The following is a 24,976-nucleotide window of genomic DNA, read 5'->3' on the forward strand; positions in this document are numbered from 1 at the left end:
GATTTCTTTGATTACACCGCTAATGCGGATAAAATCCGGAGACAAAGGCGGGCGCTATCGCTCCTACAGTTCCAAAATTCCCCAACGTTCCAAGAATCACCAAGCTTTTTGAAAATCGGGATTATCGTCACTTGCAGCACTACTAACTGCAACTACTCTACAATTTCAGTGAAATCGACATTTTCAACAATCCAGCGTTTACGTGGATCGACTTTATCACCCATCAGTGTAGAAACACGACGCTCAGCCTTAGCAGCATCCTCAATCTGCACCTGAAGCAGTGTACGCGATTCTGGATTCATCGTTGTTTCCCACAGCTGATCAGGGTTCATCTCACCCAATCCTTTATAACGCTGAAGCTCGAAGTTTTTGCCGAATTCCTTTAAGTAATTTTGCAGTTCTTCATCACTCCATGCATACCTAACGGTTTCCAGCTTGCCCGTTTTGCGGGTCAGCTTATAAAGCGGAGGCTGAGCAATAAAAACCTTTCCTGCATCTATTAACGGCTTCATATAACGATAGAAAAATGTCAGCAGCAGCACCTGAATATGCGCTCCATCTGTATCCGCATCGGTCATAATGATAATTTTGGAATAATTGCTGTCTTCGACGGTAAAATCCGGACCAATTCCTGCACCAATCGTGGAAATGATCGCTTTATATTCATCGTTCTTCAGGATATCCAGCAGCTTGGCTTTTTCCGGATTCATCGGTTTCCCTTTTAGCGGCAAGATCGCCTGAATCTTTGAATCACGGCCTTGCTTCGCTGAGCCACCAGCTGAATCACCTTCTACGATAAACAGCTCAGTTCGTGTAACGTCCTTAGACTGCGCAGGTGATAATTTTCCGCCAAGATTCGAGCTCTCGCTACGTTTCTTACCTGTACGGATCTCATCGCGGGCTTTGCGAGCCGCTTCCCGAGCCTTCGAGGCCTGAATTGATTTTTTCAGAAGGCTCTGTGCTACCTGCGGGTTTTCTTCCAGAAAACGAGCCATATTCTCAGATACGATATAGTCTACTGCACTACGAGCAGAAGCACTACCAAGCTGATCCTTCGTCTGTCCAACAAATTCAACCTCGGACATTTTGACACTAATGACAGCCATCATACCTTCGCGCAAATCATTTCCTTCTAAATTCTTATCCTTTTCTTTAAGCAGCTGTGTACGTCGGGCATAATCATTCAACACACGAGTATACGCGGTCTTAAAGCCTGTCTCATGAGTACCGCCGCTACGAGTAGGAATGGAGTTAACGAAGGAAGCCAAGGTTTCTGTATAGCCTCCATTGTACTGAAGGGCTACTTCCACTTCGATATCGTCCTTTTCAGCGCTGAAGTGAATAACATCATGTAGAACATCCTTGCCCTCATTCAGGAACTGTACGAATTGGCTTGCTCCACCCTCGTAAAAGAACTCATCCTGACGATTGCTCCGCTCATCATGCAGCGTAATACGCAGACCGGAATTCAGAAAGGCAATCTCCTGTACTCGCTCTGCCAGCGTATCATAATTCAGGGCAATTCCATTTGGAAAGACGCGAATATCCGGTTTAAAAGTAATTTTCGAACCGGTTTTGTTGGTGTTGCCCAGAATTTCAAGGCCCGTTACAGGTTCGCCAACATGCTCTTTCCCCTTCTTGTCCACCCAATATTCAAACCGTTGACGATGGATTTTGCCTTCACGATAAATCTCTACTTCAAGCCATTCAGACAAAGCATTCGTTACTGAAGCCCCTACGCCATGCAAACCGCCTGATTTCTTGTAACCAGATCCACCGAATTTACCGCCTGCATGCAAAATTGTAAATACAACTTGCGGCGTTGGCACTCCTGTCTTATGCATTCCAGTTGGAATCCCACGACCGTTGTCCGTCACCGTTACTGAGCCATCTTTGCGAAGCAGTAAGTCAATCTTCGTACAATACTTGGCTAAATGCTCATCCACAGCATTATCTACAATTTCCCATACTAGATGATGTAGTCCCGAAGAACTTGTACTGCCGATATACATGCCAGGTCGTTTGCGTACTGCAACCAGACCTTCGAGCACTTGAATGTCGTCAGCATCGTATCCAGTACGGCTATTCTCGCCGTTATTAGAAACTTCAGCAAACATATCGATCTGTTCGAGCATTCATGCTCCTCCTTCTTTTCTCTATACTCAAGCATTAACGCCTTCGGCGTCCTTATAAAGACGGTAAGCCTTTAAGCGAGAAATATAAGACATACAGTATAAATGCAAAACTTATACTTTCTTATATCTCTAGAAATGCAAACAAACGTTTTCGTCACTTTGTACATTCTAATTCAAAATATCCCTTTTCGTAAAGACGGCGAATGAAATGATCACCGAAGCAGCCCCCCACACGGCCAGTACAGCCATGGAAAATGACAAGGACATCCCCTCTATGGGTGCGGGAGTTCCTGACAAATAACCGGTCAGTCCAAGATTTACCATAAATAAATATTTCGCTGTTGTCCAGGCTGAAGCCATATTAGTCAGAATATTTCCAGCGATCAGCGCTGCCATCATGACCACTATACTAGCAGCAGTGCTCCTTACAAGTACAGAGATCATAAAAGCAAGCAGGGCAACTACGACACTTACGAACCAGACCAATCCACCTTGCATAAGCATATATTTCCATTGTGGTACTGCATGCACAGTAGACATATCCACCGAGTCTCCACTGATCTTAAAGCCTGTAAAGACAGGGATATTAAAGCCCTTATATCCAAAAGCAAGACCAGAGATAAGGTAGCTGATCACAAAGGTGGAGAGCACAATAAGCGAGACAAACATAAGCAGAGCCGCTAATTTGCTAAACAAAACTTTCCAACGCTTAACTGGCCTTGTCAGCAGCATTTTGATCGTCCCTGTAGTTCGCTCCGCAGAAACTAAATCCGAGGCTACCGCCATAATGAGCAGCGGAATAAATAAAGTAACGGAATTATCCATAAACTCACGGGTAAAGGTAACGCCACTTGGCTCGTTCGGATTCACATCATGGTGAAGGTAGTACTGAAGCTGCTGTACAAATATTCGCCGATAAGTCTTCCATTCCTCTGGAATTCGGTCGCTACCCAAAGAATTTTGATTATCAATGATCTGCTGCTGGATCTCCAGGCGCCAATCGGAGTTGAATTTATCTCGGCTACGCTCAGCTGAGCGCATTTGAGCGTAGGTGAACATAGGCACCAGTACAATCAGAATCAGCAGTATAACATAAAACCGTTTCTTTTTTATGATTTTTAAACATTCATTACGGATTAGCGGAAGCATATTATTCAACGTTCTCACCCTCCGTTAGTTTCAAGAATAGCTGTTCCAGTGTCGGATTGATTTTATGCACAGCCCTAACTTCGATTTCAGCAGTCACCATAACAGCCACAATCTCGGGGATCAAATCCTGCTCCATAATTGTGATTAAAGAATTCGGGCCCATACCAGCAATTATTGAATCATCCAAGGTAACGTCTTCCAGATTCTGAATCTGAATATCCGGGCGATCAGCCAGTAATGCCCTAGCTTCAGAAAAAGGCTCCAGCTCCCAAAGTACATACGGAGAATTTCGAGCGATCAGCTCATCTACCGCACCCACTGCAAGTACTCGCCCTTTACTAATAATCGCAACACGGTCGCAGAGAAGCTGGATTTCACTAAGTAAATGACTCGATACAAATACCGCTAAACCCTCATCTGCTAGTTTGCGTATAAATTCTCGCAGCTCCTTAATTCCCTTTGGATCTAAGCCATTTGTAGGCTCGTCCAGAATAAGCAGACGCGGACGTCCCAGAAGAGCCTGCGCTATACCAAGTCGTTGTCTCATCCCAAGCGAATATGTACTTACCTTATCATGGATTCGTTGATCCAACCGAACGATATCTACGACTTCACTAATACGTGCATTATCTATACCTGGCTGCATACGGGCAAAATGCTGTAAATTCTCCCATCCCGTCAAATAGGTATATACCTCAGGATTCTCAACGATAGAGCCGACAAATTGCAACGCTTTTTCCGGATTTCGGTTCACATTGTAACCACATACCGTAATCTTGCCCTCGCTTGGACGAATCAAATCGACAAGCATTCTAATCGTAGTTGTCTTCCCAGCTCCATTGGGTCCGAGGAAGCCAAAAATTTCTCCTTCTCTCACATCAAACGTAACATCATCTATAATCCACTTTCGCCCTATTTTTTTCCGTACCCCGTCTACAGACAAGACGACCGGGCTGGATTCTCCACTGTTCGCTTTTGTCATATTCTCCTTAGCTCCTTGTTACTGTCATTTCCTTGGCTAGTACTTGCTCAAAGGATATTTTATCTAATACAAATCATCATTCTTAGAAAGCTGGCTCTCACTTCTTTTTCTAGTGTATAGCCTGAATGAATCGCTCTCCAATTCGTTGATAGCCATCCCCATTCGGATGAAAATGATCCGTTGATAAGTATTTGTCCAAATGCTTGTTAAACAAGTCGAAGGTTGGAACCAATGTCATATTGCTGTGCTTATTAATAATATCCATTGCCGCATTATTCCACTTCGCAACCGCCTGATTACCTGGTACAAGTAGATCTGGTATATCACCAAAGGGATTGTATAACCCCATATAATAAATTTGAGCGTTTGGATTGATTTCCGTGATTTTCTCCAGAATCTTACCTAATCTTTCTACTGCTTCCGGAAGGGCTGCTAGCAAAGACTCTGGAGTCAGCTCTTGATCAGTCGTGGATTCACTTTGAAGTGCGCCACTATTCTGCAAAATATTGGAGTCCTTGAATAAATCATTCCCTCCGATCGAGAGCAGAATGACATTCGCCATATGCAGCGCGTAATCTATACCATCTTCATCCAGCTTGCTTTGCAGTCCTGCAGTTGTTAAACCATTAATTCCCATATTACCCAGTAAATCAACTTCGACACCTTTAGCGGATAAACCACTAACCGTACGCTTAACAAATCCTTCTCCGGTGTTATCACCAGTTCCCTTGGCTAGCGAATCTCCGAGAGCAACAACTTTGAGCTTCTTAACCGTCTCCGTCACTGGAGCGGCTGTTTGCTGAGGTAAGTTGGTCCCTGACGCTTCTCCAACCGGATAGATGATGTCTCTGACCGCATAAACTAAACCTACAATTAGAATTATTGTTGTTACTATGGAAATCAGGCTGACCGTGCGCCATGTCCACTTTGAATCATTCAAAGCCATCCCTCCGTGTGCCGTTCTATTATGTATTGTTCCACATTTTACAAAGATCTTAACTATGTACATAAACATAAATCTTCCATACCGGTTTTGCAAATGTCTAAAATAGAAATAAATCCAGCTAATCCGCTTATTTAACCCGAATCTGAATACGAAAATTCTCAAAAAAATTTAGCGATTAAAGTTTTGGTACAAAAAAACGTTCCCCGATTTTCATCGGAGAACGTTTGATTCCAGCAACTTTTTTCAATTATTTACCAATAAATTCTTGAACCCAATAGTTATTGTCATACCCTACACCGATATAATTGAAGTTAGCATTCAAAATATTAGCCTTGTGACCAGGACTATTCATCCATGCTTTCATTACTTCTTCTGGTGTTTTTTGACCCATGGCGATGTTCTCGCCTGCAGCGTTATAAGTGATCCCAAAGGATTTCATCATATCGAATGGTGAACCATACGTAGGTGAAGTATGTGAAAAATAGTTATTAGTACGCATATCCGTAGCTTTTGTAGCTGCTACTTTATGAAGGCTGTCCAACCCAGAAACAGGCTTCAAACCAGCTGCTGCACGCTCTTTATTTACCAGCGTTACGATCTGTTGAACATAAGTTCCTTTATTGCTCGCAGCACCTGTAGTAGGTGTAGTTTCTGTAGGTTTAGTTACAGGTTTAGTTACAGTAGTCGTATCCGAAGGCTTAGTTACAGGCTTGGTTACAGTAGTTGTATCCGAAGGCTTAGTAACCGGAGTTCCGGTAGATGTATCTTTATTTGGAACCGTTCCTGTTTGAGGCTTGGACACCACGATTGTGCTATTAAAAATAGGGAATCCCTGTAGGTTAGCTTGTTTTAAATATTGTAAAACTTGCTCATAGCTAGTACCTGATTTAATTACTGTTACCTCAGTTGAGGCCGCATTCGCTTCGAGTGGAAGAGAAATACTAAGTGCCATAACAGCTGCTACACTACCACCAATAATTGCTCTTAATCTCTTGTTCTTCATTCTGCCATCTCCTCTTTCTTGTGTGTACTATATGCTTCTGCTTAGAGTGACCAGCTACAAATGTTACAAAGTTGTAATTTGTTCCTCAGTCATTGTAGCATAAATCTATCAGCTGTGCTCTTCTAATTTTTAACATTTACTAGTCTTGATTGTAAGTTTCCTGAGCATGAATTGCATTCGATATTGGCGTTAAAAAGCAAAAAAAGTCGCCATTCTCGAAAGAATAGCAACTTCTATGTGCTAATAGATAAAAAGTAACTAGTGAAACGACTGCCAAAATTCTCCCTCAGTAGAGATAAGTCCCATAATTTCTGCATAAGGAATACGGAAAGTAGGAAAACCCGCAGAATAAGGAGCAATCTCATAAGGTGCGAAATAAAGATATAACGCTTCATTATCTACAAAGAAAGGCTGATCTGAGGTAATTCCTTTATACGTATCCGGAAAAACATAGGAGTACTCAGGATCATTCTCAATCTGCTTACCTACGATTTTACTGAGCTTCTCCACGTATCTACTTCCTGGCTTGAACAAATCACCTAGCTTATAGAACCTTCCGTTACGTACGTTAGTATGTGTATAGATTTTGGTAGGCATGCCGTGGGCTGCTCCAAAAGGATAACGGTATCCCGTTAACTCCAGCACTAGAAGGTTTTTGCGGAAAAAGGACACTGAAAAATCACCATTATAACTGAAATCCTGTGTTGCTCCGTTACTACCTGGGTCTTCGACTAGTGAAAGCTTCCGTAATTTATCATTAACCTCTCTAGAAACTTCCGCGCTTGCAATTCCTTCAACAACCGGATAGTAAACCAGATAATCCCTGTTCGGTTTGTACTTCTTCTCGACTACGGAATATGGAGGTCTCAGTGGGATGACTCCATTTTGCCTCCAAATCTGCTTCCCTTGACGATCATAATATGCTGTACGTTGATCTATATCTGCTCTAATTAGGCGTCCACTGAGGGTAAGTGTTCCCGTCCCTTGAATAACTGGAGGCTGAGCTGCTCTTTTTCCAGTTCGATCTATAAAAAAAGTCTCCTTAGCATCATATACAGATGCCAGTCCGTCCTGATAATTATTCACACCAAGCAGGGTATGATTGCTCAGAATTGCTCCTGTCTCTGCATCAGCGATAATGTAACGTGAGCCTCGATAAGGTTGACTAGGGAATATTGGTGTTCCTATAGCTGCTCTACCTTCACCAAGCTGCAGGACTTCATAATATTTCGCGGGGATAATCATTTTTCCTTGTTTATCAATCAGCCCGTAGGCGTTGCCATAGTTCTCAGCGGTATTCACCACTGCACGCCCCTCAGAGAAAGGTAAGGCAGAAGTAAATTGTGGCTGAATAGCTACTGTTCCATCCGTGTTTAAATAGCCGTACTTACCGTTCTCAGTCTCTTGATAGGAGAGCAGCCCATCACCCGGACTCCCTACGAATGGATGATTGTACGTATAGAGAACCTTCCCTTCAGGATCAATGAGTGCGTACTCCCCCTCTTTAATCTTGACTAAAGCCACACCATTCATGAAATCATTGGCGTCCACATAAATTGCAGGCAAAACCTCTTTGCCTTGCGCATCTACATACCCATATAGTGATGGACCACCCGTTGTATTTTGTTTCGAAAATAATGCAAGTCCCTCATGCAATGAGTTTAGATAATCATAACGGGCTGGAGTCACCTCTTTACCTTTTTCATCGATAAATGTGTACCCTTTCGCATCTGATACTACTGCGCGTCCTTCCGAAAAAGGGGCAATGAACGAGTAAATGGGCTTTACCCGCTCCCTTCCAGAGCTGTCGATCAGTCCGCTACTGTTTTTTCGTTGTACAATTGCTAGCCCGTTCTTCTGAAAATCCTCAGCATATTCGTATCTAGGTTCAATCTGAGCACGACCTTCGTCGTTAATATATCCCCAGAGCATACCCTCTTTAAGATTAAAAGGCGCCGGATGTAGCCCAGTATTCCTTAATTCGTCATCAACCCACTCCGGTAATACATACGGCGTCTCATAAGGCTTATTTGAGTAGTCTACACGATATAATCCCGCCTCTGCCGGGATCGTAACGAACAGCTCCTCTTCTGTGCGTATGAAATCTTCTTCTTGCTGCGTAATATATTCGTTCCAGCCAATGCCGTCCCATCTCCATACATCCGCTTGCAATGGACCATTGTCATTCCCTTTCCCCAGCTCATTCAATCTAATCCTTAACATCGAGTCGCTCCCCTTTAACAAAGGCATTTGCCTATAGAATATGGGAGAATGTTGGTTTATGTGATTTTGATCTTTGAGGTGTGGGAGAAGGGTTAGGGTGTGTAATAGGTGTTGCGTGAGGGAGAACGTGACGGCGAGACTGAAAGCTGTGCAAGTGGTGAGGCGGGGCTTGCGTGAGCGGACACTAACGGGCGGAGGGACTGGGATGTAGCACGCCTGGAGCGAGGAGTAACGTAGGATGAGCAGAGTAAGTATGTGGGTGGGTTTGATTTTATGCGAGATGTGTTGAGTGAGCACGGAAGTGCGATGGATGTGATGATGCGGTATGTGCTGAGCAGTCGCTCCACGAACGGAATGTTACTCCCATCGCTGCTGTCTCCAAATTTCTTGATTTGCACCTCAGTTTCGGATGAAATTCGGAAACAAAGGCGAACGCTACTGCTTGTACGCAATCATTCCGTTCTCTCCGCTGCTATCAGCGTGTTTCGTCAACACTATCTCACTATGTAGCTCGTTTCTATCGATTCAAGGCAGTTACACCTCCTGTTCTTCCAAAGTAGCTCGTTTCGGTATTTCTGGAGCATTTATACCCCTAATTCTTCCATTATGGCTCTTTTCCGCTATTTCTGGGGCATTTATACCCTTTATTCTTCCACTTTGGCTCTTTTCCGCTATTTCTGGGGCATTTATACCCCTTATTCTTCCACTAGGGCTCTTTTCCGCTATTTCTGGGGTATTTATGCCCTTGTTTCTTCATGCATCCGCTTCATATAGCTCATTTTCGTCGATTCTAAGGGATTTTTACCGTTCATTTGCCACCTGTAGCTCATTTCAGCCGATTCTACGGGATTAATACCGTTCTTTTACCACTTCTAGCTCATTTCAGCCGATTCTACGGGATTTTTACCGTTCTTTTGCAACTTGTAGCTCAATTCAGGCGATTCTACGGGATTATTACCGTTCTTTTACCACTTGTAGCTCGTTTTCGTCGATTCTACGGGATTTTTACCGTTCATTTGCCACATTTCAAACAAAAACAAGTGAAGTTTCTGCATGTAATATAAGTTGGTCTTAGACGTGGCTAAGTCGCTATAGGATTACTGGCGGCAGTAGGCGAAGGTGTTCGCACGAAGGTGTTGGCACGATGTTGTTGTAGCGGTATTGGGTATAGTGATGTTGGTTGTGACGGTGTTAGTTGCAGCAGTGTTGTTGCAGCAGTGTTGTTGTAGCGGTATTGGATGTAGCAATGTTGGTTGTGACGGTGTTAGTTGCAGCAGTGTTGTTGCGCCAGTTTTAGTTATAGCAGTTTTGGTTGTCGCAATTTTATTTGTGACAGTGTTAGTTGTTTGTTTTTACCTGCTACTTTTTCGAAGCGAAGCCATCGAAACAGGCATGCCAAAAAGCGTTTGCGATAACTAGCAAACGCTTCTTCTGCCCTACCCCAGCGAGGTGATAAGGATAACGGAGGGGAATTTTGGAGCTGTAGAAACGAAGTGGTCGCCTTTGTTCTCAGATTCCAACCGCTAACGCGGTATCAATCAAGGAATCTGAGAACAACAGCGATCGTAAGCCCAATATTCCCCGGAGTTAGCCCTTAATCACCACGCGACCACGCTGCTACTTCTTCGAAGAGTACTTCCGCATATCAAATGCGACAGCGGCTATAATAATCAAACCTTTGATAATCAACTGATAGTACGGGCTAATGCCGATAAAGGTCAGACCATAGTTAATGAGAGTAAAGATGATAACCCCCACTAGAACACCCGGCACAGTACCGATACCCCCGGTTGTAGATACACCACCAACTACACAAGCTGCAATGGCATCAAGCTCATACATGTTACCGTAGTTATTAGTTGCTCCACCTGTTCTAGCAGCTTCCAGAACGCCTGCCAGACCATAAAGCGCACCAGCAATGGCATAGATGTAAATCAGGTTCTTGGATACATCGATACCGGATACTTTAGCTGCCTGCATATTTCCGCCAATAGCATACATATTCTTACCCAGCTTGGTTTTATTGAATACCACCCACACAATGGCAGCGACACCCAAGGCTATCAGCACGATATACGGGATTGAATATTGGCCGCTCCCGATAAAGCCCGAGCCGATCTTGGTGAAATCAGGACGCAGACCGCCGATTGGCTGGGATTGGTTCGGGTCCATATCAAAGTACAGGGAGTTCAGCCCGTACACGATTAGCATTGTACCCAAGGTAGCGATAAATGGCGGAACATGAAGCTTGGAAACGACAATACCATTTATAAGTCCACAGAGAAGACCAGCAACGATAGCAATTGCTATAGGAAGGATTACTTCCACTTGCGGAAGATCTGGAAAAAAACGACGGGAATAGTCTGGGATTTGCAGCATGGAAGCGGAGATAACCGCCGTAAAACCAACCACCCGTCCAGCTGACAAGTCAGTACCTGCCGTAATAAGGATAAAGGCAACCCCAAGCGCGATGATAACGCGTGTAGACGACTGAATCAGTACGTCACGCAGGGTGTTGATGGACATAAAGTTTGGATCATATATGATGATCCCCATAATCAGCAGTACCAGCACAATGTAAATTGCGTTTTGAGTCACAAAGGATTGAGCTTTTTTAACGTTCATTAGTAGTGATCCCCCTTAAAATTACGCAAACATATTCTCCTATCCGTACTCCTTAATGCTGTGCAGCGAGACGCATAACTTCGGTTTCCGTAGCTTGCTCGCCTTCTAATATTCCTGTAAGCCGTCCTTCCGACATGACCATTACACGGTCAGACATTCCGAGCAGCTCCGGCATTTCAGAGGAGATCATAATGATACTCTTCCCTTGCTGCGCCAAGTCGGCAATTATGGAGTAAATCTCGAATTTAGCCCCTACGTCGATACCACGGGTCGGCTCGTCCAGAAGCAGGATTTCGGGCTCAGTAAGCAGCCATCTAGCAAGCAAGACCTTTTGCTGATTACCACCAGAAAGATTCATGATTAGCGTTTTGGTTGTAGGTGTTTTAGTTCGTAATTTTTCAATCATTTTATCGACTTCAACTTTTTTCTTCTTGCTATTCAGCAGGAAGTACGGTTTTTGATAACGATGTAGATTAGCAATCGCACCATTCTCATGAACAGACAAGACTGGAAATATGCCTGTTACACGACGCTCTTCGGTAAGCAAAGCCATTCCGTGTTTCTTAGCATCTTTCGGAGAATTAATAGTAACATCCTTGCCTTTAATAGAGATCGTTCCGGATTTCAAGGCTCGCAGACCGAACAACGCCTCAATTACTTCAGTTCTCTGGGCACCTACCAGACCCCCAATACCAAGGACCTCTCCACGTCTTAATTCGAAAGACACATCTTTAAAAGATCTTTCCTCCGGAGAGGTTAAGCCTTCCACTTTCATGTATACTTCACCAGGTACGTTGAAGCGTTCAGGGAAACGGCTGGTCAATTCTCGGCCCACCATTTTGGAAATGATAAGATCTGTAGTTAATTCTGCCGCTGGCCAAGTTCCGATTTTTTTACCGTCACGCATAATAGTAACTTCGTCAGAGATTGCAAGAATCTCTTCCATTTTGTGAGATATATAGATAATAGCTACGCCTCTACTTCTGAGATCCCGTATGATCCGGAATAAATGTTCCACCTCCACACTGGTTAGGGAAGAAGTGGGTTCATCCATTACAATAACTCGGGAGTGAAAAGAGACAGCCTTCGCAATTTCAATGGATTGGATTTTGGATACGGAAAGCTTACCCACTAATGTTTCGGGATTCAGGTCGATATCCAGATCTTTAAACAAATTTTCCGTGTCAGTGAACATTTTCTTATGGTCAATAAACTGAATCGGTCCGATTCCCTTCGTTGGAAAACGTCCTAGCCAGATATTCTCCATAACACTTCGGAACGGCACGGGATGCAGCTCCTGGTGAATCATCGAAATACCACTTTTTAACGCATCATTTGAACTGCTGATGGAAGCCTTCTCGCCATCCAAAAAGATCTCACCGGCATCCGGTGAATAAATACCAAAAAGACATTTCATAAGTGTGGACTTACCTGCACCATTCTCGCCCATAAGGGCATGCACCGAACCCGGTCTGACCTTTAAACTAACATCATCCAGCGCTTTGACGCCGGGGAATTCTTTAGTAATGTTGTTCATTTCCAGCAAAAACTCAGCTTTTTCCATGTTGTTACGCCCCCTACGCTTTTTTTCTTTTTTATGAGAGGCACAGCGGTTCCATCCTGTTCCCTGCCTAAAAGAAATACCGAGGAGCGGTTATCCGCTCCCCGTGCTGTCATATGATCATGAGTAACTCTGTAGCCGATGTTAATTACTTAGCGTCAGCTATGTTGTCTTTCGTAATCTTTTTGTAGGAAATCCATACGTATTGGTTGTCAGTGATATCAAAGCCTACATTGTCTTTCGAAGGCGTTTCGCCTTTAGCAAGCAGAGCAGCAACTGTGATGGCAGCCTTACCTTGGTTGTTCGCATCATTCAGCACCGTACCGAGCATTGTTCCATCTTCCAGCGCTTGAATCGCAGGAGCAGTTGCATCCACACCTACTACCGGCATGAATTTGTCACCCGTAAAGTAGCCAGAAGCTTTCAGAGCTTCGATTGCACCGAGGGCCATATCATCGTTGTTAGCAAGAACAGCTTCAATTTTGTCGCCGTGGGAGCCAAGGAATGCCGCCATTTTTTCTTGTCCTTTTACGCGATCCCACATTGCTGTATCTTCAGCCAGTTTCTCTACCTTGATTCCTGCATCTTCGATAGCTTGAATAGAGTAAGTAGTACGAAGCTCAGCATCTTGGTGGCCTGGTTCACCTTTCAGCATTACATATTGGAGAACTCCGTCGCCGTTCTTGTCCGCTTCAGGATGTGCTTTCCAGTAGTCAACAATCAGTTGGCCGGACATTGTACCGGACTCTTCTGCTTTCGCACCTACATAATAAACTTTATCCCATTTCTTCATATCTTCAGGAAGCGGTTCGCGGTTAAGGAATACCACTGGAATGTTTGCTGTTTTTGCTTTTTCGATAATGACGCCAGCAGCTGTACGGTCAACTGGGTTAATCAGCATCCCGTTATATTTTTTAGTGATGAATAAGTCAACCTTGTCATTTTGTGTTGGTTGCGAATTTTGGCTATCTACGATATCTACTGTAGCGATGCCTTTAGCAGCACTATCGATAGCGTTACGAACACCTGTCATAAAAGTATCGTCAAATTTGTAAATGGCGACCCCAACTTTAGGCGTTTCTGTTGTAGTGCCCGAGTTCTCAGTCTTTGGAGCGTTAGTTGCCTTGTCTGTAGCACTATCTGTAGTTTTGTTGTTGCCACCACAGCCTGTCAGAGCAGCACCCAGCAAAGCACTAGCTAATAGAACGGAAGTGATTTTTTTCATTATTCATTGACCTCCTATTTATACTTCTTTTTTTGTTTGCCCCTGATCGTCTCGGGTACATCCATATTATGCCTCACCTGAAAACGCTTGCGAATATAAAATCCTACTCATTACTATAAAAATTCTAATGAACCCAAGAAGAAATATAAGGATGATTTTCATTAAAAATTTATACTTTCTTATATTCTAAAATAAAAAACGAATACCGCCCCATTCAAGGATGGTATCCGTTACACGAAACGTATAAGCATAAACGCCTTCGGCGCCTATTTTAAAACAGCTCCTATCTAACAAACGGAAATAACAGCTTTTGATTCTCTGGCCACAGCATATTGTCCAAATCAATTAGCTTTGTTCCTGTATCGACACGTTCTGGTACATCGATTCCTTCGATCACTTCTACGGCATGTTTTACTGCCAAATACCCGTTGCTAAAAGGATTTTGGATCACTGTTGCTTGAACAGTACCGTCCTGCAGCAATTCCATCATCGAGGGGGAGCTATCAAAGGCTACCATTTTTATATTTTGCAGCCCCCGACTTTGGATAGCCATTGCCGCCCCCTGTGAAGCAGTCTCATTCAGGCTCGCGATTCCTCGAAGATTCGGATGCTTCAGCAGCATCAGTTGTGTAAGATCTTCTGCATCCTTAATACTGGAGGTCGTGTATGAAATCTCAACCACTTGTATATTCGGATAACGTGCAGTGTAATTTAAAAATCCCTTCTCCCGCTCCTCCGCATCTCTTGCACCATACTCAATGCCGTTAGAAGACTCCTGCTTCTCACTCTGCGTTGAATTGGTGAAGTTAATAATACCAACCTCGCCGTATCCTTTTAACAGCTTGATCAATCGTTCAGCAGATTTTTGACCCGCCTCATAGCCGTTCGAGCCAATATATGTCCTTACTCTTGCTGAACCTACTTCCGCATCTACGGATATGACAGGAATTTTGGAATAAGCCGCCTGATCTACAACCTGAGCAAGCCCCATGTAACTACTTGCAGCTAAAATAATCACGTCTGCTTTTTCTTTTATGGAGTCCTGCACCATTTTCACCTGTTCTGTGATGTCACTCTCGGAGTCCGGAGCTTTGAAGGTTAGTTTGACGTTGAATTCTTGCGCTGCAGCTTCTGCTCCCAATTTAACCGTATTCCAGTAATCGCCCCTGTTCATTTTCACAATAAGATGAATATTACGGGTCTTATTTGTATTGATGTAATTGGGCGCTGAATTAAAACAAGAGGTAACTGTAGTCCATAACACCGCACACATTAACAAGGTTAGCCAAAAACGAAAGGTTTTCATGACGATGTCTCATCCTCCTTAAGCCCTTCATTGCCTTCGCCTTTTGCTAGTGCCGGGAAGATAAGGGTAACCGTAGTGCCTTCTTCAATTTCACTTTCAAAAGAAAGTCCATATTCACGGCCATAGTACAACTCAATACGCTCGTTCACATTTCTTACGCCTACCCCGGAACCACTCATACTCTTACTGCCGCCTGTCAAAATAACCTTCATAGTCTCCTTGGACATTCCTAATCCATTATCACTAATCCTTATAATGACAAGATTGTCCTTCAGTTCTGCTTGGATAGAGATAAAACCTTCATCAGGCATCATTTCTATTCCGTGATACAAGGCATTCTCTACAATCGGCTGCAAAATCAGCTTAATCGTCTGACACTGCAGTACTTCATCTTGTGCAATGATCTCGTAGCGGAATTTATTTTTAAAACGAAAGCTCTGAATGACGAGATAATGACGAATATGATCAAGCTCTTCCTGCACGGTAATCATATTATTCCCTTTGCTTAGACTAATTCGGAAAAACTTAGATAAAGATTGAATCATTGTAACGACCTCCTCCGTCTTACCACGCTCAGCAAGCCGGATCACAGAGTTCAAAGTATTGTACAAAAAGTGTGGATTAATCTGGGATTGCAGAACTTCAAGCTCACCCTTACGTTTCGTCTCTTGTTCATAAATAATTTGATCCATCAATTGACGGATACGCTGTAGCATGAGGTTAAAGCGTTTAGACAACTGTTCTACCTCATAGGCGCCACTCACATCGATTCGAGTATTAAGATCCCCTTCTCCTACCTGCTGAAGTGTCCGTTCCAGCTTACGGATCGGGCGGGCAATTCGCGCAGACAAAAAGACAGATACGATAATTACACATAAAATAACTACCGCTAAGAACCAGGATAAAAAGTTGTTCAGATCACGCTTGGTGGTCACGATCTCGTCATAATAAGCAACACCTACTATTTTCCACCCGGTTTGTTCTAACGTACGTACTGTAATAAATCGTTTTTCACCTGTAGACTCATCCAAATAGCTACGATAAGCATATTCCAATACCGGCTCCACATTCTCATACTTTAAACCAGCATAAATAAGCTGCTGCTGCGGATGATACACGATGTTGCCTAACTGATCGAGGATGTAAGCGTATCCTCTTTTACCAAGCTTAACCTGCTTACTCAGCTCATCTATGGTGCGAAAGTTAAAATCCATCAGGAGGATACCCGTTTTTAGGACTCCATTTTCCTGATATTGAATGAGTTTACTGATCGACACAACCCAAATATATTGACCTTTAAACAAGTTCTGAATATGGGGCGCTGAATAGGAGATCTCAGATGTTCTTTTGGCCGTTGTAAACCAGCTCTGGGTTTCTAACTGTGTGTTGCTGCGCAACTTCTGTCCTGCTGTACCCACGACGTATTTCCCCTGTGGTGTAAAAACCGCAGCAGAAACCAGATCCTCTCTACTTCCCATTAACATGGCCATTCTTTCCATCAGTAAAGCAGAGTCCACGGAGGGACTATTCGTAATTTGATCTTCTGCAGTTTCAAAAATATTTCGCATTCCTTTTACATAAAGCTCCAAATTGTAGTTCACTTGCTCAATAATCTGCTGCATATTCATATTGGCATTCTCTTCTGCTGTCTTCGCAAACTTGTTATACAGCATAAGGCTGACAACGACGGCTACAAGAACGGCAACGGATGTAAAAGTGAGCGTAATCGTTACTTGAATACTACGCAGCTTAGAGGACAACCGGCGTTTCCCCCCTGTTGGATGCTGCGGCCGCAGTCGAAAAGAATATGGCTTTTCTTGCCGCATAACTACCCTCCTCTGGAGCTATTTTTATACTCTTTGGGAGACTGACCATATTTTTTACGGAAGCAAAAGCTGAAATAGTTAGGATCAGCAAAGCCAATTTTCTCGGCGATTTCAAAAGCCTTCAGTTCCGTGGAGCGTAAAAGTTCCTTCGCTGCCTCTAATCGGATTTGCAAGAGATAACTAACGAAAGTCATCTTCATTTCCTTCTTAAAAATACTGCTAAAATAACCCGTACTGATATGTAAATGCTGACAGACCTTTCCGATAGAAATATCCGATTCCTCATAATGGCTACGGATGTAATCTTTAGCTTCATCAATGAGCAGCTTATAGCTAGATTGGCGTTCTAAGGCAATAGAGTCCATTAGCCGGCTGCAGATCGTAATAATCCATTGCTTGGCTTCACTCATACTATTGAATTTATTCATCTCACTTAATGAGGAAATGCCAGATCCAACGAACTTAGCAGCATCACTACCGGACTCTTTGGCTACACGCAGGATGGATGTAATAATCTCCAGCAAAAAAATTTGATAATCCTGAGTAGATACCTGCTCAGCATTCAATCCGCCAAATAACTCCTCCACGACCTCCTTAAGCTCCTGTACGGTTCCCATCTTAATCGTTCGGATTAAGGACTGCTGGGTCAATTCATCATAGGCCAAGAGTGTATTCGAACGTGACTCCACATCCTCGATCCAAATGACTCTGTTATTGCCAAGAATGAGACGATAATCTAACGCTTGCATGGCATCTCCAAAGGAGTTAAATAGCATAGCAGGCGAGTGACAAACCGTTCCAGAACCAGCGGTTACCGTTAGCTTAAGAAACCGCTGCACATTGTGGCGGATTTCTTCTAGAATTTCAAAAGTCTTCCCCGTAATTTCAGTTTCTTCTCCTGCATCACAAATGGAAAGAAGCACTACCTCATCACGATGGATAAACACCCTGCCAAAATTATGCTTATTACATAATTCTTCTGCAATATTCAGCACAGCGAAGAGCTGTAAATTTCTCTCTCCCGTATCTCGCAAAGAAATTTGCTTACCTGCGGTAAGGCTAACCGTTTCCCGCTCTGGACGAATATAATCCACACTAATTACCGAGGCTTGGAACCATTTTCCATGTAGATCTATTCCGTATTCCGAACTTTTCTCGTCTATTTCATTCATTCGTAACTTGCGTGAAACTAGTGAAGATAAAAACTGCTCACGCAGCACAGGCAGACTTTTCCGATAATGCTCACTGAGTACAAAAACATTCTCCTTCTCTGCGATTTCAGCCTCTATAGTGGCTCTGACCTTTAGCAGAACATCAATCAGCTCCTGTGAAGAAAACGGTTTCAAAATATACTCATCGATTTGCAGTTTAATCGCCTTCTGTGCATATTCAAATTCATCATACCCTGTCAGAATAATGATCTTGGTATTAGGATGCCGCTCGCGAATCCATTCCGCCAGCTGCAGCCCGTTCATAAAAGGCATTTGAATATCAGTCACAACTACATCCGGGAGTAAACGATCTATCGCATCCGCTGCCTCTCGTCCATTCTCCGCCTGTTCTACAATTTCGAAGCCATAGTGCTCCCAATCAATCTGACTGATGACCCCTTCCCTTACATCTTCTTCATCTTCAGCAAGAATTAACTTGTACATTTCTCATCCCTCTTTGGACACGATTTATTTAGCTGTCATAAAATTCATTCTATATGATTCAAACTATTCCATCTATGGTTAAGTTATTTAAATAGATTTTGAGCAAAAAAAACCATCCCGCCGTAGCTGGGATGGGGATGATCGGAACCTATAAGTATTATAGCAACGCTTTGTTAAAGCGATAGCCTGCTGTCTTTTCGAAACCTAGATGACGATAAAAAGCATGTGCCGGTGCGCGTTCTACGCGGTTACCACTTCTCAAGAAGAGCTGACAGCAACCTTGCTCACGTGCCCATTCTTCAGCTGCGGCCACAAGTCTTTTACCGAGTCCGTTTCCTCTGAGTTCTTCTGATACGATAAGTGCAGTAATCTCAGTGATACAATCTGTCTGTTTGTAATACGAGATTACCTGTCTAAGACCGACCATTCCCACAACTTCATTGTTTAGTTCTGCAACAAGCGTGCATTGGAGATGGTTATTCTCCATGCTTTCCAGTCTCTCTTTCATCACGCTAAGCGTTGTTGGATAGCCGAATTCACGCAGAAGCGCTGTCACTCTCTCCAGATCATTCAAGCCGCATTTGCGAATTTCCAGTACAGGTGCCATGGTACTACTGTTCATCCTCATTTACCTCCACTTTTAGCATAGACGCTGCCTGCTTGGCTACCGTCCGCGCGATTTCCACATTTTCCGCCGCACTTAACGCTACAGCCATCCGCCGCCCTGGACGGACTTCTGGTTTACCAAACACCCGAACCTGAGTCCTAGGTAGATCCAAAGCTTCACCAATTCCGGTCACAACAAAAGCTCGTCCTTCTCCTTCAGCCTTCAGCGTAGCTGAGGCACCTGGTGTCAGTAATTGTACTGACTGGACTGGAAAACCAAGAATAGCTCTGACATGCACTGCAAATTGAGATAAATCCTGCGTTGCCATCGTTACCATCCCCGTATCATGAGGTCTAGGGGATACTTCACTAAACAATACGCCTCGATCCGTCAAGAAAAGCTCCACTCCAAAAATACCAAAACCTCCGAGCTGATCGGTAACTGCCTTGGCAATAGACTGAGCTTCATCCAGAAGTTCCGCCTTCATAAAGTGAGGCTGCCATGATTCGACATAATCCCCGTCCTTCTGAATATGCCCAATAGGTGGACAAAATATCGTGCCAGACACGGACCGCACCGTTAAAAGTGTAATCTCGCTTTCAAAGGTAACGAATGCCTCTACGATAACACGAGTGCCTTTAGCTCTCGCTCCATCCAAAGCAGTGTTCCAGCATTCTTCCGCATCCTCCGGTCTTTTGCAAACACTCTGACCTTTGCCGGAAGAACTCATAATCGGCTTGATGACACAAGGAGTGCCTAGTTCTGCAACGGCTTGATGCAGTTCTTCCAGACTATCTGCAAAACGATAATCCGCTGTTGGCAATCCAAGTTCTTCAGCAGCAAGTCGGCGAATGCCTTCTCTGTCCATGGTCAGACGAGCCGCTCGTGCGGTCGGAACAACGAAGAAACCTTCCTCTTCAAGCTCTTGAAGAGCATGAGTAGCGATTGCTTCAATCTCCGGAACAATAACATCCGGTTTTTCTGAGCGAATAAGCGTTTTAAGCGCCTCTGCATCCAGCATATCAATAACATGTGAACGATGAGCTACACCCATCGCTGGTGCATCGCTATAACGGTCTACAGCTACGGTCTCTACGCCAAGACGTTGAGCTTCGATTATGACTTCCTTACCCAGTTCCCCGCTGCCCAGTAGCAGCAGCTTGCGGCTTTGAGCTGAAAAAGGAGCTCCCCACATTGTCGATTTCAACCTCTTTCGGCAAATTGACTATCTCGTTTCCATAAATTTCTGAAAACAAAACAGTTTCATTGTATATTTTCAGGCTTCTTTATTTTCATCCATCATACGCCAGATTGCAAGTGTTCTTCGACAATTTCCTACAAATTTCAAAGATTTTTGTCTAATCTATCAACGAAAGATTGTTCCAAGAGAGATAATTGGTGACCTAATTGACCCCAATGATCTGCGGATTCACCCCCTTTAAGGAGATCTAACATCGCTTTCTCTTGCTCCGCTAACCCTTCTTGTAGGCGTTCTGCAGCAACCTTTAATTCTCTGGCTATGCAATCGACATAATGCGCAAGCAATTTTTTCTTCTGCTCTGCCGCCGCAACATTAACAGCTTCTTTCACAAGAGGCTCAGCCGCACCTTTGACTTGCTCCCGGCCAGCGCCTTCAAAGAAATAGCGAGGGGATTTGAAATGTCCCCATAAGGTTGGCCATTCCACGGACTGAAGCTGGCATTCCAGCTCACTAGGAGAAGGCCATGCTGCTTCTTCATTCTCCATCAGATGAAACTCTTGAGTAGAGAAAAACAGCTCAGTAGCAGCCGCTTCAGCCGCTTCATGAACAAGTCTACGCCCGGTACTTTCTAGTCGCAGCGTTGTCGCCCATAGCTCTTGCTCCAATTCACGCTTTGTGGTACGCATCAGCTCTGCACCACACGCAGCGAAGATAGCTTTTAAATTTCCTGCGTCCTCACGTAATAATGAGGGGTGGAAAGATTCCTGAAAATTTCTGGTGAAGGAGAAGCTAATTCGTTGACAGACATGATAGATCAGTTCCTCACCTTCATGAACAAGATCTCTGCTAGGACGTTCTTCGGTCTCCAATAGGGAAAGTCTCTTCATAGCCAGCTGACGACGTTCTTGCATTTCTTTTAATCCTGCTTCACGCTCGTTTGCCGCCATGGAAGCGAGATTCTGCCACTCTTCCGCCCTGCGGCGAACAGATGCGATGCTCTCTGCAGCTGCGTTAAGTGAAAGCTGAGGAAGTTCGTCTCCCGCAAAGCTTGATAAGGCTTGCTCAAAATGATGGAAACGGGAAGCCTCATAGCGTGCATAATCATGCTGGGTTTTGCCTTCCAGAGCAAGCAAGCTAGATAGTGCATAAATTCTCGGCGAGCGTAAGCCGCCTGCACGTAAATTTTGAGCAACATGTTCTCGTACCTCTTCCAATTCATCTTCGCCTGAAGCAAGATCAGAAGCGTTGATAATAAAGAACATTTTATCAAGTGCAAAGCTATCTTTAATTCGGCCTAGCTGCGCAAGCAGACCTCGATCTGCTTTTGAAAAGGCGTGGTTGTAATAGGTAACAAAACAAATCGCGTCTGCGTTTTTCATGTAATTAAAGGTTACGCCGGTATGACGAGCATGCAATGAGTCGGCTCCTGGTGTATCCACGAGTACAATTCCGCTTTCGGTCAATGGACAGGCATAATACAGATCAATCCCCTGCACAAAACAGGCTCGGGTCTCCTCTGCTACAAGGCCTCGGTATTCTTCTAAATCAACAATTCGCACCGTTCCCAGCAAGGGCTTAGCTTCTGCCCAGCCAGCCGCTGCTGCCCTTAGAAATCCAGCATGTGGCAACGCAGAAGGATGAATTCCCCTTGCAGGCAAGCTTGCTAGAACTGTTGTCCATGAGTTTTGCTGTGGTTCTCCTAGTTGCAGCACACTGAAGGAATGGCAGATGTCATCCCAGAAATCTGCCATCGTCTTCATTGTGACAACCGCGCTGGCATGGCGGAAGTCACCTTCCGGCGCCAAAATGCGGTTGACCGCAGCCGTGGCAGGATGTGGAGACACGGGCAGCACTTCTTCGCCGAGCAAAGCGTTGGCGAAGGAGGACTTACCCGCGCTGAATGCACCAAACAGCGCGAGGGTAAAGCGGCCGCCGGCGAGATCCTCCGCCCGTGCGGCCAGACTCCGCGCCGCCGATGCCATCGCTGGCTCGCGGCGCAGCAGCTCTGCCGCAGCCGCCAGCGCGTCAGCGGCTGCGGATAGCCGGCGGCGTCCGCCCGCCGGCGAAGCCGTTCCCGCCGCCCAATTTGCGGCGGCGGCACTTCCAGCCGCGACGTTTTGCGGCGGCTGGACCTCCCGCGGTGCGGCGCTCTGCGCAGCCGCTCGCGGGGTTACCCTCACCTCCGGCAGGATGCCGGGGGTGAGGGGCCGGCGCGGCGGCAGCAGCGCCGCGAGCTCGTGCGCGCGGGCAGCTGCCGCGCGGTCCAGCGCGGCTAGCGCGTCAACGGCGCGCGTCTGCGCCGCAAGAGCCAGTTCGCGGCGCTGGAGTACTGTACGCTGCTCCTCCATGAGCGGCGGCAGCTTCGCTAACAGCTCATCGCTCACCGCTAACGCGGCACGGCGGAACTGGCTCTTAATATCAGCCGCAAGTGTGCGGCAGAAATTGAGCAGCGCCTCGCCGCTATACCCCGTTCCCGGCTTAACTGCAGCCGCCAGCCACTCCTGGCTCACCGCCGGGAACCCTTGCTTCAGAGTCGTCTCCGCCTCCTCCTCCCACAGCCCGAGATTCTCCGCCCAATCACGTACCAGCTGAATCAAATGCCATTCCAGCTGAGCGGAAACCTCTCGGGTCAACAGTCCTTGCCAGACTGCCAGTCGTTTACTTTGTTCCTTCTCCCGCCGTGCAGCCGTAGAGAATAACCCTAATCGAAACGTAGGGCTAGCACTTTCCATATAGCTTCCCGACGCCTCTCTTACATCTGCAGGCATTAGATTAGCATTATTAAGTAAGGTGTCTAGGCCAGTTCGCAAACTCGCTCGTGACTGCTGAGGCAACGCCTCAAGTCGTGCCTTCTCTTCTTCGAGTGACTTCAGTTCATTCGTCACTGTCTCTGCATTCGTACCTTCTAGTTCTTCAAGAAGAGCCGCTCTTTCCTCCTGCTGATCTTCACGGAATGCAGTTAGAGAAGAATCCGCTGTATGATGAATAGAACGAGACAAGCTATATTGAAGTAGCTGTTCCTTTTGTTCCAACAGTTCGGTTATAAGGCTGAGTAGCTGATCCCAATGATTAAGAGGATGCTCTTTCTTTTTGAGAGAGGTGAATAAAATTCCCGCACAATGAATCCCCCATTGTTCAAAAGCATTTTCAAGTTGACGTTTATATTCCTCAATGGAAATCTCTTGTTCCCTGTGCTTGTCGATCTGATTAACAATCAGATACAAAGGTTTACCCCAGTCACTAAGATTTTTAGCAAAGGCCAAATTATTCTCTGACTGTACATGGTTATAATCCATCACATAAAATACGACATCAGCTAAATGCAGCGCAGAGCGGGTGGCCGCCTGATGACCATCATCCGTCGAATCTACACCAGGTGTATCCAATAGTACGCCATCCTTACCTAGCAGTGGTATCTCATTCCACACTTCAATTGCGGAATATTCACCACCATTTCGACAGTATTCTTGTAATCTTTCTGGAGTTGTCTCTATAGGAGCAGCATCATTTTTACTTCCTTCAACTCTAGGATAAATAAGCACTCGTGGAACTCCACTGCGAATAGAGACAATATTCGCACTAGTCGGCACAGGTCCAGAAGGCAGCACCGAACTGCCGCAAAGAAGATTGATCATACTGGATTTTCCTGCCGAAAAATGTCCGCAAAAAGCAAGGGTCAGCTCATTCCCACCCTCTTTATGTTGTAAATCTTCATATATACGTTCAGAGCCTTCATCACCCCAGCGATGCATTAATCCACGCAACTGGAAAAGCAGCGATGCCGTTTCACTTAATGTCTCTTTCTCGATTCTAACCTGTTCCGCTCTCACTGACTCTCCACCTCCACTGTTACCATCTAATCATGCTTTGAATATAACCCATTCAAGAATACGAAATCAGACTCATTATTAAAATATAGGAAAGTAAAAGTTTCACATGATACATTATCCTTATATTTCTCGCTTAAACGCTTACCGTCCTTATAAGGACGCCGAAGACGTTTATGCTTATTCAATGTTTATACAGGTGTAATTTCTGTGATGTCACGCAGAACCTTTTTTATAAATAATAATTACAGTTTATCACCAGTTTGACACAAATTAAATACACACTACTTACAAAATAACCTATCATCTCTTACGAAATGAGGTTATTCAAACATCTTTCTGCTTTTTCGCTAGAAAAGTAAGAAACAAAAAAGGAGCCAGCCCTAGGGCCGACTCCTTTTATCACTTCTAAATTTATGCAGTTTCCGAAACAGGCAACAGAATTTCGAATACTTTTCCGTGTTGCAGAATAGTCAAACCACGAGATTTATCTCTCATTACAACAACCTCAGGTTTCACTGACATACGATCAAAATAGTGTTCAGGAACGTCACCGGAATGACTGATCGTGATACCTTCTACTTCTTGCTCTTCGTTCTCTTCGAGTGGGCTTTCCACTACGCGATCAAAAATATCCGAGAACACTTCAAAATTATCTGTGTATACAGAAATGCATTTCATCTCTATCCCATCCTCTTCTTCAAC

The 24,976-nt window shown here is 44.7% G+C and carries 17 protein-coding genes; 1 reads left to right on the top strand and 16 read right to left on the bottom strand.

Going from position 1 to position 24,976, the window contains the following annotated elements:
• Nucleotides 1-152: 152 nt before the first annotated feature.
• From parE to H70737_RS20165, 6 genes are all read right to left on the bottom strand, one after another.
• The gene (gene parE / locus H70737_RS20140; protein WP_042190046.1) at nt 153-2,135 is read right to left on the bottom strand and encodes a DNA topoisomerase IV subunit B; all 1,983 of its coding nucleotides are present in this window, start codon (nt 2,133-2,135) and stop codon (nt 153-155) included.
• A 168-nt stretch (nt 2,136-2,303) separates the two neighbouring features.
• Nucleotides 2,304-3,293: an ABC transporter permease gene (locus H70737_RS20145; protein WP_042190048.1), complete on the bottom strand. Its 990-nt coding sequence runs from the start codon at nt 3,291-3,293 to the stop codon at nt 2,304-2,306.
• Entirely contained in the window at nt 3,286-4,266 is a 981-nt protein-coding gene (locus H70737_RS20150) for an ABC transporter ATP-binding protein (RefSeq protein WP_042190050.1), read from the bottom strand. The genes H70737_RS20145 and H70737_RS20150 overlap by 8 nt, the downstream gene beginning before the upstream one ends.
• A 109-nt stretch (nt 4,267-4,375) precedes the next feature.
• Complete coding sequence (locus H70737_RS20155) at nt 4,376-5,212, bottom strand: GDSL-type esterase/lipase family protein (protein WP_042190053.1); 837 nt, start codon at nt 5,210-5,212, stop codon at nt 4,376-4,378.
• A gap of 247 nt (nt 5,213-5,459) precedes the next feature.
• Nucleotides 5,460-6,215, bottom strand: coding sequence for a CAP domain-containing protein (locus H70737_RS20160; RefSeq protein WP_042190055.1), 756 nt, complete (start codon nt 6,213-6,215; stop codon nt 5,460-5,462).
• Nucleotides 6,216-6,473: 258 nt separating this feature from the next.
• On the bottom strand, nt 6,474-8,438 hold the full coding sequence (locus H70737_RS20165; protein ID WP_042190057.1) for a WG repeat-containing protein: 1,965 nt from the start codon (nt 8,436-8,438) through the stop codon (nt 6,474-6,476).
• A gap of 273 nt (nt 8,439-8,711) precedes the next feature.
• Between H70737_RS20165 and H70737_RS20170 the strand changes: the two genes are divergently transcribed.
• Nucleotides 8,712-8,948 carry a hypothetical protein gene (locus H70737_RS20170; RefSeq protein ID WP_042190059.1) on the top strand — a complete coding sequence of 79 codons (237 nt, stop codon included), beginning with the start codon at nt 8,712-8,714 and terminating at the stop codon, nt 8,946-8,948.
• Between the two features lie 1,107 nt (nt 8,949-10,055).
• Here H70737_RS20170 and mglC read toward each other — a convergent pair.
• The 10 genes from mglC to H70737_RS20220 all read right to left on the bottom strand — a co-directional run bounded on the left by mglC (nt 10,056) and on the right by H70737_RS20220 (nt 24,952).
• Nucleotides 10,056-11,063, bottom strand: coding sequence for a galactose/methyl galactoside ABC transporter permease MglC (mglC, locus tag H70737_RS20175; protein WP_042190061.1), 1,008 nt, complete (start codon nt 11,061-11,063; stop codon nt 10,056-10,058).
• Nucleotides 11,064-11,115: 52 nt separating this feature from the next.
• Nucleotides 11,116-12,627 (bottom strand): sugar ABC transporter ATP-binding protein, encoded by a 1,512-nt coding sequence (locus H70737_RS20180; protein WP_042190063.1) that lies wholly within the window; start codon nt 12,625-12,627, stop codon nt 11,116-11,118.
• Nucleotides 12,628-12,772: 145 nt separating this feature from the next.
• Nucleotides 12,773-13,849: a galactose ABC transporter substrate-binding protein gene (locus H70737_RS20185; protein WP_143764073.1), complete on the bottom strand. Its 1,077-nt coding sequence runs from the start codon at nt 13,847-13,849 to the stop codon at nt 12,773-12,775.
• A 283-nt stretch (nt 13,850-14,132) separates the two neighbouring features.
• Nucleotides 14,133-15,155, bottom strand: a complete 1,023-nt coding sequence (locus H70737_RS20190; protein ID WP_052404367.1) for a substrate-binding domain-containing protein — start codon at nt 15,153-15,155, stop codon at nt 14,133-14,135.
• Entirely contained in the window at nt 15,152-16,981 is a 1,830-nt protein-coding gene (locus H70737_RS20195) for a sensor histidine kinase (protein ID WP_081951172.1), read from the bottom strand. Before H70737_RS20195 ends, H70737_RS20190 begins: the two co-directional genes overlap by 4 nt.
• A gap of 2 nt (nt 16,982-16,983) precedes the next feature.
• Nucleotides 16,984-18,636, bottom strand: a complete 1,653-nt coding sequence (locus tag H70737_RS20200) for a response regulator (RefSeq protein WP_042190068.1) — start codon at nt 18,634-18,636, stop codon at nt 16,984-16,986.
• Nucleotides 18,637-18,793: 157 nt separating this feature from the next.
• Nucleotides 18,794-19,258 (bottom strand): GNAT family N-acetyltransferase, encoded by a 465-nt coding sequence (locus tag H70737_RS20205; RefSeq protein ID WP_231573317.1) that lies wholly within the window; start codon nt 19,256-19,258, stop codon nt 18,794-18,796.
• A complete protein-coding gene (gene purT, locus H70737_RS20210) occupies nt 19,248-20,438 on the bottom strand; it encodes a formate-dependent phosphoribosylglycinamide formyltransferase (protein ID WP_042190070.1) in 1,191 nt (396 codons plus the stop codon). Before purT ends, H70737_RS20205 begins: the two co-directional genes overlap by 11 nt.
• Before the next feature lie 149 nt (nt 20,439-20,587).
• On the bottom strand, nt 20,588-24,274 hold the full coding sequence (locus H70737_RS20215; protein ID WP_052404368.1) for a dynamin family protein: 3,687 nt from the start codon (nt 24,272-24,274) through the stop codon (nt 20,588-20,590).
• Nucleotides 24,275-24,685: 411 nt separating this feature from the next.
• Nucleotides 24,686-24,952 (bottom strand): hypothetical protein, encoded by a 267-nt coding sequence (locus H70737_RS20220; protein WP_042190072.1) that lies wholly within the window; start codon nt 24,950-24,952, stop codon nt 24,686-24,688.
• Nucleotides 24,953-24,976 lie beyond the last annotated feature (24 nt).

This window comes from Paenibacillus sp. FSL H7-0737 (assembly GCF_000758545.1).
GTDB lineage: Bacteria > Bacillota > Bacilli > Paenibacillales > Paenibacillaceae > Paenibacillus_AQ.

What these genes read in the sequence shown, in the direction of transcription:
- parE (WP_042190046.1), bottom strand. Translation starts at nt 2,135, where the DNA reads ATGCTCGAACAGATCGATATGTTTGCTGAAGTTTCTAATAACGGCGAG.
- H70737_RS20150 (WP_042190050.1), bottom strand. Translation starts at nt 4,266, where the DNA reads ATGACAAAAGCGAACAGTGGAGAATCCAGCCCGGTCGTCTTGTCTGTA.
- H70737_RS20155 (WP_042190053.1), bottom strand. Translation starts at nt 5,212, where the DNA reads ATGGCTTTGAATGATTCAAAGTGGACATGGCGCACGGTCAGCCTGATT.
- H70737_RS20160 (WP_042190055.1), bottom strand. Translation starts at nt 6,215, where the DNA reads ATGAAGAACAAGAGATTAAGAGCAATTATTGGTGGTAGTGTAGCAGCT.
- H70737_RS20165 (WP_042190057.1), bottom strand. Translation starts at nt 8,438, where the DNA reads ATGTTAAGGATTAGATTGAATGAGCTGGGGAAAGGGAATGACAATGGT.
- H70737_RS20170 (WP_042190059.1), top strand. Translation starts at nt 8,712, where the DNA reads ATGCGAGATGTGTTGAGTGAGCACGGAAGTGCGATGGATGTGATGATG.
- mglC (WP_042190061.1), bottom strand. Translation starts at nt 11,063, where the DNA reads ATGAACGTTAAAAAAGCTCAATCCTTTGTGACTCAAAACGCAATTTAC.
- H70737_RS20180 (WP_042190063.1), bottom strand. Translation starts at nt 12,627, where the DNA reads ATGGAAAAAGCTGAGTTTTTGCTGGAAATGAACAACATTACTAAAGAA.
- H70737_RS20185 (WP_143764073.1), bottom strand. Translation starts at nt 13,849, where the DNA reads ATGAAAAAAATCACTTCCGTTCTATTAGCTAGTGCTTTGCTGGGTGCT.
- H70737_RS20190 (WP_052404367.1), bottom strand. Translation starts at nt 15,155, where the DNA reads ATGAAAACCTTTCGTTTTTGGCTAACCTTGTTAATGTGTGCGGTGTTA.
- H70737_RS20195 (WP_081951172.1), bottom strand. Translation starts at nt 16,981, where the DNA reads ATGCGGCAAGAAAAGCCATATTCTTTTCGACTGCGGCCGCAGCATCCA.
- H70737_RS20200 (WP_042190068.1), bottom strand. Translation starts at nt 18,636, where the DNA reads ATGTACAAGTTAATTCTTGCTGAAGATGAAGAAGATGTAAGGGAAGGG.
- H70737_RS20205 (WP_231573317.1), bottom strand. Translation starts at nt 19,258, where the DNA reads ATGAACAGTAGTACCATGGCACCTGTACTGGAAATTCGCAAATGCGGC.
- purT (WP_042190070.1), bottom strand. Translation starts at nt 20,438, where the DNA reads ATGTGGGGAGCTCCTTTTTCAGCTCAAAGCCGCAAGCTGCTGCTACTG.
- H70737_RS20220 (WP_042190072.1), bottom strand. Translation starts at nt 24,952, where the DNA reads ATGAAATGCATTTCTGTATACACAGATAATTTTGAAGTGTTCTCGGAT.